Consider the following 8,449-nt stretch of genomic DNA (forward strand, 5'->3'; position numbering starts at 1 on the left):
CGCCCCGCGTCGGGATGCGGGTGGTGCCTGCGGCGGACGGTCCACTGGCCCGCGGCGGCACCCGCATCGGTGCGGCCCGGACAGGGACCTCCGGATGGGTCGGGTCGTGCGGCGGACGCGGCGGTGCGGACACCGGGGCGCCCGCGCCGACGAGTGCCTCCGGGTCGTCGCCCGGTTCACCGACATTGGGGCGCTTGCGTTCGTCGGGCAGTTCGGTCTCGCCGAGGCCGAGTCGCTCCTGGATGCGTTTCATCCAGCGCGGGGCCCACCAGCAGTCGTCGCCGAGCATCTTCATGATCGCGGGCACCAGGAACATCCGGACGATCGTCGCGTCCAGTAGCAGCGCGATGAGCAGGCCGAACGCCAGGTACTTCATCATCACCAGGTCGGAGAACACGAACGCGCCCGCGACGACGGCCAGCACCAGGGCGGCGCCGGTGATCAGGCGCCCGGTGGTCGCCGTGCCGATGCGGATGGCCTCGGCGGTGGACAGCCCGCGTTCGCGCGCCTCCACCATGCGGGAGACCAGGAACACCTCGTAGTCGGTCGACAGGCCCCAGATCACGGCAATGATCAGGCCGATCATCGGCGCCATCAGCGGCTGCGGCGTGTAGTTCATCAGTTCCGAGCCGTGGCCCTCGACGAACATCCAGGTCAGCACGCCCATCGTGGAGCCGAGCGTGAGCGCGCTCATCACCGCGGCCTTGATCGGCAACACCACCGAACCGAACGCCAGGAACATCAGGATCGTCGTCGTGATGATCAGGATGGCGACCATCAGCGGCAGCTTGTCGAACAGGCTGTGAATGCTGTCCTGCTCCAGTGCCGGTGTGCCGCCGACGTACACGGTCACCCCCCGCGGTGGGGACAGCGCCCGCAACTCCTCGATCTTCTTCGCGGCGTCGTTGCGGCTCTCCAGGCCGTTCTGGATCACCCGCACCGAGGGGTCCTTCGACCCGGTGTCCTGGGCGGCGCGTTCGGCCCACATCTTCGACGGGTCGTTGTCGGCGTCGATGAAGCCGTTGATCGTCATCGCCTTGGCGCGCATGTCGGCCAGCTGCTGATCGGTGATCGGCTCGCCGTTGTCGCTCTTGAGCACCATCGTCAGCGGTTCGGTGCGGAAGCCGGGGAAGCTGCGGTCGAAGTTCTCCTGGGCCGAGCGCACGGAGTTGTCCGGCGGGAGGTACTTCTCGCTGATGCCGCCGAGTGCCAGCTGACCCAACGGGATGATCAGCAGCACCATCACGATGATGATCGGCACCGCGAAGGCGGCGGGGCGCTTCATCACGCGGTTGACGAGCTTGCCCCAGAAGCCCTGCTCCACCTCGGCGCGGGTCTTGGTCTTCTGCGTCTTGTCGGCCAGCCAGTGCAGCCACCACACGATGGGGGTGCGCGCCAGCGGCACGTAGCGGGCCAGCGCCAGGCCGAACGTGACGACGACCAGGAAGATGATGATGCCGAGCAGCATCCAGTAGACGGCGCTGCCGATGACGTCGCCGTCCTTGAGTGCCATCACGCCGTAGGCCATCGCGCCGTAGAGCGCGGTGTAGCCGAGGACGAGGCCGATCAGGGCCAGGTTGGCACCCTGTTCACCGGTCTGTTTGATGCGCTTGCGGGCCATGTGGCCGAGCGCGATGCCCGCGGGCGGCACCAGCAGTCCCAGCGGGATCGACGCGATGGCGAAGGTGTTGGTCTTGCGGTTCGCGGGATCGGCCTCGATGGGATCGGGCAGGGCGAACTTGATCAGCGTCTTGACGCCCAGAGCGTCGACCCTGGGGCCGAGGATGGCCAGCGCGGCGGCCAGCACGGTGATCGACAGGATCGCCGCCAGCATGACCGAGGCGATGATCGCGTAGGTGATCGACTTGAGGAAGCCCTGCGGGAACAGCAGCAGCGGCACCGAAGACGCCACCAGGATCACCGCGGAGAACATGATGGTGCGGCCGGACGTCATCACGGTGCGGCGTACGGCCGCCTCGGTGTCGTAGCCCTCGGCGAGTTCCTCCCGGAATCGGCTCACCATGAACAGGCCGTAGTCGACGGCGATGCCCAGGCCCATGAGCGTCACCACCGGCTGGGCGAAGAAGTGCACGGGGATGAACTCGGCGGCCAGCCGCATGACGCCGAGCGCACCGGCGATGGTGAGGCCACCGATCAGGCCGGGCAGTGCCGCGGCGATCACACCGCCGAAGACGAAGAACAGCACCACGCAGACCAGCGGGATGGCCGCCACCTCGGCGCGCTTCTGGTCCTCGCCGATGGTCCCGGTCAGCTCGCTGGCCAGGGGCTGCAGGCCGGCCAGCTGGATGTCGCCGCCGTTGATCTCCTTGAGATCGGGTTCGACGGCCTGGTAATTCTTCAGGATCGCGTCGTCGTCCTCGCCCTTGAGCGGGATGGAGACGAAGGTCTTCGACAGATCCTCGGTCTTCATCTGCTGGACGGTCTCGCTGGCCGCGTCGGGGGCCTTGAGCCAGCCGACCCAGCTCACCACCTGGTCGGGGTGGTCGGTGACGAACGTGTCGAGCTCGCCGACCACCTCGCGCTGCCACTGCGGGTCGGTGACCTTCTTGCCGTCGGGCGGCGTCAGGATCGCGACGACGTGGCTGGCGCGGTCACGGCCGTACACCTCGTCGCCGAGCAGCGATGCCTGCACCGACTGGCTGCCCTCGTCGTAGAAGCCACTCTGCGTGACATGCTGGCCAAGGCTGATGCCGTAGACCCCGCCACCCAGGCACAGGGCCACCATGACACCGATGACGATGTACCGGAATCGGTAGACCGTTCGACCCCACCAGGCGAACACGTGAGCTCCTTACATTGACAGCATCTCTGGGGCGACCCCGCCGCGGTCGATTGAGTTGTCAGACACGCGAGGTCAGCTTCGCGGACAGCGGCCCCGACGGCTGCAGCCACACCCTGACCGGGTCGCCGATCGAGTCCGATCCGCGGTAGCGGCACCCGGGGGACACGGGGGTGCCCTCCAAGTCGATGAACTCCAAGGTATCCGACGCTAGCGCCCAGCTCGCATGTTCGCGAAATCCAGGCGGCCGGAACGGGGCCTCTTTCTGGGGCGTGTCCTGCGACGATCCTCCCCGCAGACCGGTGGTCACAATCGGATCACGCCGGGCGCCGATCATCGGTCACAGGCGGCCTTCGCGGCGGAGCACATCCTGCGCGCTGATCCCTGGGCCGCGCCGCCGGTCGTCGTCCGCGGAGGGGGCCGGCTCCTGCGGCGCCCCGGGATCCTGCTCGGGTTGCGTCGGGATCGCGGTGGTGGGCTCGTCGAGCTCCCGGTCCTCGACCGGCGGCGGGGGAGTGCGCCGCGCGGTGCGCTTCGTCGCGTCGCCTGCGGCGTTCACCGCGCTCGTCGCGGCATCGAGCACGGTGTTCCCGGCGGCCGGGATGCGCGTGGTCGGCGGCTCGGGCTCGGGGGTGTCCTCGCGGTCGGGAATCCGCGTCGCCGCCTGGCCCGCCGCCCGCGGGGGAATGCGTCTCGGCGTGGCGCGGGGGCGGGGCGACGGGAACGGATCATGGGATCGCAGCGGGCGGGCCTGCGCGGCCACCTCGGCGCCGACGAGCGCGCCGCGCCCCTCCTCCGCGGCGGGGCGTTTCCGTTCGTCGGGCAGCTCGATCTCGCCGAGGCCGAGGCGCTCCTGGATGCGCTTCATCCAGCGCGGCGCCCACCAGCAGTCGTCGCCGAGCATCTTCATGATCGCCGGCACCAGGAACATCCGGATCACGGTGGCGTCGAGCAGCAGCGCGGCGATCAGGCCGACGGCCAGGTACTTCAACATCACCAGGTCGCTGAACACGAACGCGCCGCCGACGACGACGAGGATCAGCGCCGCGGCGGTGATGATCCTGCCGGTGGTCGCCGTACCGACACGGATCGCCTCGGACGTCGACAGCCCGCGGGCCCGTGCCTCGACCATGCGGGACACCAGGAACACCTCGTAGTCGGTGGACAGCCCGTAGATCACCGCGATGATCAGTCCGACGACCGGAGCGGTCAACGGTGTCGCGGTGAAGTTCAGCACCCCCGAGCCGTGCCCCTCGACGAAGATCCAGGTCAGGATGCCCAGCGTGGAGCCAAGCGTCAGCGCGCTCATCACCGCGGCCTTGATCGGCAGCACCAGCGACCCGAACGCCAGGAACATCAGCAGAGTGGTGGTGGAGACCAGGATCACCAGCATCATCGGCAGCTTGTCGAAGAGGCTGTGGATCGAATCCTGTTCCAGCGCAGGCGTACCGCCCACCGAGATCGTCACGCCCCGCGGTGGTTCGATCGCGCGCAGCTCGTCGAGCCGCTTGGCGGCGTCGTTGCGGACCTCGAGCCCGTTCTGCAGCACGGTCACGTCGGGATCGGTCTTCTGCGGGGTGTTGCCGCTCTCGTCGGGCGAGACCGGACGTTCACTCCACTCCGGCTCGGTGAAGCCGCCGATCTGTGCCGCCTCGCTCTTGATCTCGTCGACCTGGGTGGGCGAGGCGTTCTCGATGACGAGCGTCAGCTTCTCGGTGCGGTAACCGGGGAAGGTCCGGTCGAAGTCCTCCTGCGCCATGCGGACGGGATTGTCCGGCGGCAGGTACTTCTCGCTGATGCCGCCGAGCGCCAGCTGGCCGAGCGGGACGATCAGCAGCACCATGATGACGAGGATCGGCACGGAGTACAGCACCGGCCGCTTCATCACCCGGTTGACGAGTTGGCCCCAGAAGCCGTTCTCCACGTCGGCACGCGTCTTGGTCTTCTGGGTCCGCTCGGCGAACCAGTCGATGATGCGGCTGGTGAACTGGTTGTCGCGCAGGAACGGGATGCGGTACAGCGTGCGCACACCGAGCGCGTCGACGTTGCGGCCGAGGATGGCCAGCGCCGCGGGCAGCACCGTGATCGACAGCAGCGCCGACAGCGACACCGACGCGATGCCTGCGTATGTCAGCGATTTGAGGAAGCCCTGCGGGAACAGCAGCAGGCCGGCCAGGGAGGCGACGATCAGCACCGCGGAGAACGTCACAGTCCGTCCCGCGGTCTGCACCGTGCGCCGGACGGCGGTCTCGGTGTCGTAGCCCTCGGCGATCTCCTCGCGGAACCGGCTCACCACGAACAGCCCGTAGTCGATCGCGATGCCGAGGCCGATCAGCGTGACCACCGGCTGGGCGAAGTAGTGCATGGGTTCGCCGGTCAGCCAGATCACCGCCCGCAGGATGCCGAGCGAGCCGATGATCGACAGGCCGCCGATGATCACCGGCAGGCTGGCCGCGACGACGCCGCCGAAGACGAAGAACAACACGACGGCCACCAGTGGCAGCGCGATGATCTCCATGCGCTTCTGGTCCTTGGCGATGGTGCCCGTCAACTCGTTGGCCAGCGGGTTGAGGCCGGCCAGTTTGATGTTGCCGCCGTCGACCTGCTGCAGGTCGGGCTCGATGGCCTTGTAGTTGTTGAGGATGACGTCGTCGTTGTCGCCCTTGAGGGTGATGTAGACGAACGCCCGGTCCTTGTCCGGCGTCGCCAGCGCCGCCGGGAATCCGCGCAGGTAGCCGTACCACTCGAGGAACTGGTCGGGGTGGTCGGCCTTGACCGCGTTCAGCTGGTCGGTGACCTCCTTGGACCACTGCGGATCGTCGACCTTGCGGCCGTCCGGCGCGGAGATGATGCCCACCACGTGACTGGTCCGGTCGCGCCCGTACACCTCGTCGGCCAGCACCGAGGCCCGCACCGACTCGCTGCCCTCGTCGAAGAAGCCGCTCTGGGTGACGTGCTTGCCCAGGTCGAGGCTGAGCACACCGCCGAGTGCGCACATCGCGACCATGACGGCGATGACGATGTACCGGAACCGGTAGACGATTCGACCCCACCAGGCGAACACGTCGAGCTCCTAACGTCGGGACTGTTCGGAGGAGTGCGGCACCCGGGCGCCGCCGTCACCCACGGGAGGTGAGCAGCGCCGACAGCGGCCGGAACGGCTGCAGCCACGCGCCCTGGTCGGGAAGCGAATCCAGGCCGATCCTCGGGAGCGGCTCGCGGAACACCCCCGGGATGTCCTCGAGGTCGACGAACTCCAGGGCGTCGGACGCCAGCGCCCAGCTCGCGTGTTCGCGGAATCCAAGCACCTGCACGGGGATGTCGTCGCGGGCGACGTCCTCCAACGGCTGCCGGAACGCCTGCCCGTCGGCCGACGCGACGATCACCGACGCCAGCCCCTCGCTTCGGCGGAGTGCGATGTGCGCGAGCATGTCCGAGTCGACGTCGCTGTCGTCGTCAATCTTCGGTTTGGCGAACACGGCGAACCCGACGTTGCGCAGCGCCTCCACCCACGGCCGGACCACGTCCGCGCTGCCCGGGGCGATGTTGGTGAACACGGTGGCCTCGGGTTCGAGGGTGACGTTCGAGCCGCCGTCGGCGAGTTGTGCGGACAGTTCGGCGGTGCGCCCGAGCAGCCACCGGCCCAGCGCGTCGAACCTGGGCCGGTGCGCGGCGGTGGGCCGCCCGCCGAGGATGGAGCCGAGGCCCATGTCGAGGTTCGGCGCGTCCCACACCAGCAGCACCCGCTGACTGCCGGCAGGCGGGCCCGCGGGCGGGGGCGGGGTGGCGACCGGGATGTCCTCGGTGAGACTCATCGCGAAGCCTTCTCCCAGAGCAGTTCGGTGACGTCGGGTCCGGCGAGGGCCTTCTGCTCGTACTTGGTGACCGGCCGCTGTGCCGAGATCGGCAGCTCGCCGTCGGGATCCACCCGGCGCAGCAGCGGTTCGGCGTCTCCGACCGCGGCGATGTGCTCGGCGTAGCCGGCGTGGTCTGTGGCGGCGTGCAGCACCCCGCCGGGCCGTAGCCGGTCGGCGATCAGGGCCACCGTCGCGGGTTGCAGCAGCCGGCGCTTGTGATGCCGGGCCTTGGGCCACGGGTCGGGGAAGAAGACCCGCACGCCGGTCAGCGAGTCGCTGCCGAACATGTGCTCGAGCATGTCCACACCGTCGCCGCGGACCAGCCGGAGGTTGGTGACCGGGGGGTCGGCGCGGTCGATCGCGCTCAGCAGCTGGGCCAGCCCGCGGCGGTAGACCTCCACCGCCACGACGTCGAGATGCGGCTCGGCCTGCGCCATGGCCAGCGTCGAGGTGCCGGTGCCGCAGCCGATCTCCAGCACCACCGGCGCGGACCGGCCGAACCACGCCGGCACGTCGATCAGCGGCGCCGGCCGGCCCTCGTCGTCACGGGCCTGTGCGCCGAGTTCGGGCCACAGCCGGTCCCAGGCGGCCTGCTGACCGCCGGAGAGCGCGGAGCGCCGGGAGCGGAAACTGGTCACCCGTGGATGGGGGTGGGCGGCGGGGGCGCGGCCGGTGTCGTGCGAGGCCGGGGAGCCAGCGACCTCGGACCTGCGCGCTTGCATCCGTCCATGGTCGCTCATCGACGGTCGGGTACCCGCTCCGTGGTGCATATTGATACCCAACAGTTGCCTTCGGCTGGTGTGTCGGCGCAGGACGGGCCCTGGGGACGAAGCGTTCGCCAAGCGGCGCGGCAGGTGCCACGATCGGCGTGAGCACCCGCACGCAGCAATCCACCGGAAGGACGCGCCATCTTCGCCGACGCGCTGACCGATTTCGCCGCACGGGCCGGTGACCGCCGGCCGGCCGTGGAGCATGTCATCGCCCGGCTCACCGCCCCGTTGCCGGTCGAGGTGCTCGGCCGTGCCGGGGTGGGCAGGCGCACGGTGGCCGCCGCGCTGCGGGACGCCGGTCTGACGGTCGTGGATGGCAGCGGCGCCGAGTTGTCGGTGCTGGTGATCGCCGAGGCGCTCAAGCCGGAGGACATGGCGGTGGTCGCCGCCGCCCGGGCTCCGGTGCTGATCGTGGTGAACAAGGCCGACCTGTCCGGTGCGGCCGGCGGCGGGCCGATGGCGCGGGCGCAGGTGCTCGCCGCCGAGTGTCGCGCCCGCACCGGCGTGCCTGCGGTGCCGCTCATCGGGTTGCTGGCCGGCGCCGCGCCCGACGCCGAACTGGTCGCGGCGCTCGAACTGCTCGTCCACCACCCGGCGGACCTGCGGTCGACCGACGCCTTCCTGGACTGCGGGCACCGTCTCGGGCGTGCGGTACGCGAGCGGTTGCTGGCCCGCCTGGACCGGTTCGGGATCGCGCATGCGGTGCTGGCTCTGGGGCGGGGCGCCGACCGCGAAGCCCTGCCCGGCATGCTGCGCCGGCTCAGCGGCATCGACGGGGTGCTCGCGGCGATCGATCAGGTGGCGGCGCCGCTGCGCTACCGGCGGGTGCGGTCCGCGCTGGCCGAACTGGAGGCGCTGGCCGTGCGCTCCGGCGACGAGCGGCTGTCCGATTTCCTGGCCGCAGACGATACGGTGCTCGCCGTGATGGCTGCCGCGGTCGACGTCGTCTCGGCCGCCGGGCTGACGGTGGACCCGGCCGACGACCGGGCCGCGCACCTGCGCCGCGCGGTGCAGTGGCGCAG

At 70.0% G+C, this 8,449-nt stretch carries 5 protein-coding genes and 1 pseudogene; 1 reads left to right on the top strand and 5 read right to left on the bottom strand.

All coding sequences use genetic code 11. The features are described from left to right. From Q2100_RS14730 to trmB, 5 genes and pseudogenes are all read right to left on the bottom strand, one after another. Positions 1 to 2,803: MMPL family transporter (locus Q2100_RS14730; RefSeq protein WP_302914670.1), on the bottom strand; the 2,803-nt coding region annotated here is incomplete at its 3' end. A 58-nt stretch (positions 2,804 to 2,861) separates the two neighbouring features. Beyond that, positions 2,862 to 3,047 (bottom strand): annotated as a pseudogene (locus Q2100_RS14735) (NYN domain-containing protein); the annotation flags it as partial. Between the two features lie 93 nt (positions 3,048 to 3,140). After that, positions 3,141 to 5,864: a trehalose monomycolate exporter MmpL3 gene (locus tag Q2100_RS14740; protein WP_302914671.1), complete on the bottom strand. Its 2,724-nt coding sequence runs from the start codon at positions 5,862 to 5,864 to the stop codon at positions 3,141 to 3,143. A 55-nt stretch (positions 5,865 to 5,919) separates the two neighbouring features. Further along, the gene (locus tag Q2100_RS14745) at positions 5,920 to 6,615 is read right to left on the bottom strand and encodes an NYN domain-containing protein (RefSeq protein ID WP_302914672.1); all 696 of its coding nucleotides are present in this window, start codon (positions 6,613 to 6,615) and stop codon (positions 5,920 to 5,922) included. Next, on the bottom strand, positions 6,612 to 7,397 hold the full coding sequence (gene trmB / locus Q2100_RS14750; protein WP_302914673.1) for a tRNA (guanosine(46)-N7)-methyltransferase TrmB: 786 nt from the start codon (positions 7,395 to 7,397) through the stop codon (positions 6,612 to 6,614). Before trmB ends, Q2100_RS14745 begins: the two co-directional genes overlap by 4 nt. A gap of 225 nt (positions 7,398 to 7,622) precedes the next feature. Between trmB and Q2100_RS14755 the strand changes: the two genes are divergently transcribed. Further along, positions 7,623 to 8,449 (top strand): hypothetical protein (locus Q2100_RS14755; RefSeq protein ID WP_302914674.1); only part of this gene is annotated, 827 nt, incomplete at its 3' end.

It is taken from the genome of Mycolicibacterium arseniciresistens (assembly GCF_030519285.1).
Classification (GTDB): domain Bacteria; phylum Actinomycetota; class Actinomycetes; order Mycobacteriales; family Mycobacteriaceae; genus Mycobacterium; species Mycobacterium arseniciresistens.

Bases quoted from the DNA above. Each gene is read 5' to 3' on its own strand.
- Q2100_RS14745 (WP_302914672.1), bottom strand. From the start codon at position 6,615: ATGAGTCTCACCGAGGACATCCCGGTCGCCACCCCGCCCCCGCCCGCG.
- trmB (WP_302914673.1), bottom strand. From the start codon at position 7,397: ATGAGCGACCATGGACGGATGCAAGCGCGCAGGTCCGAGGTCGCTGGC.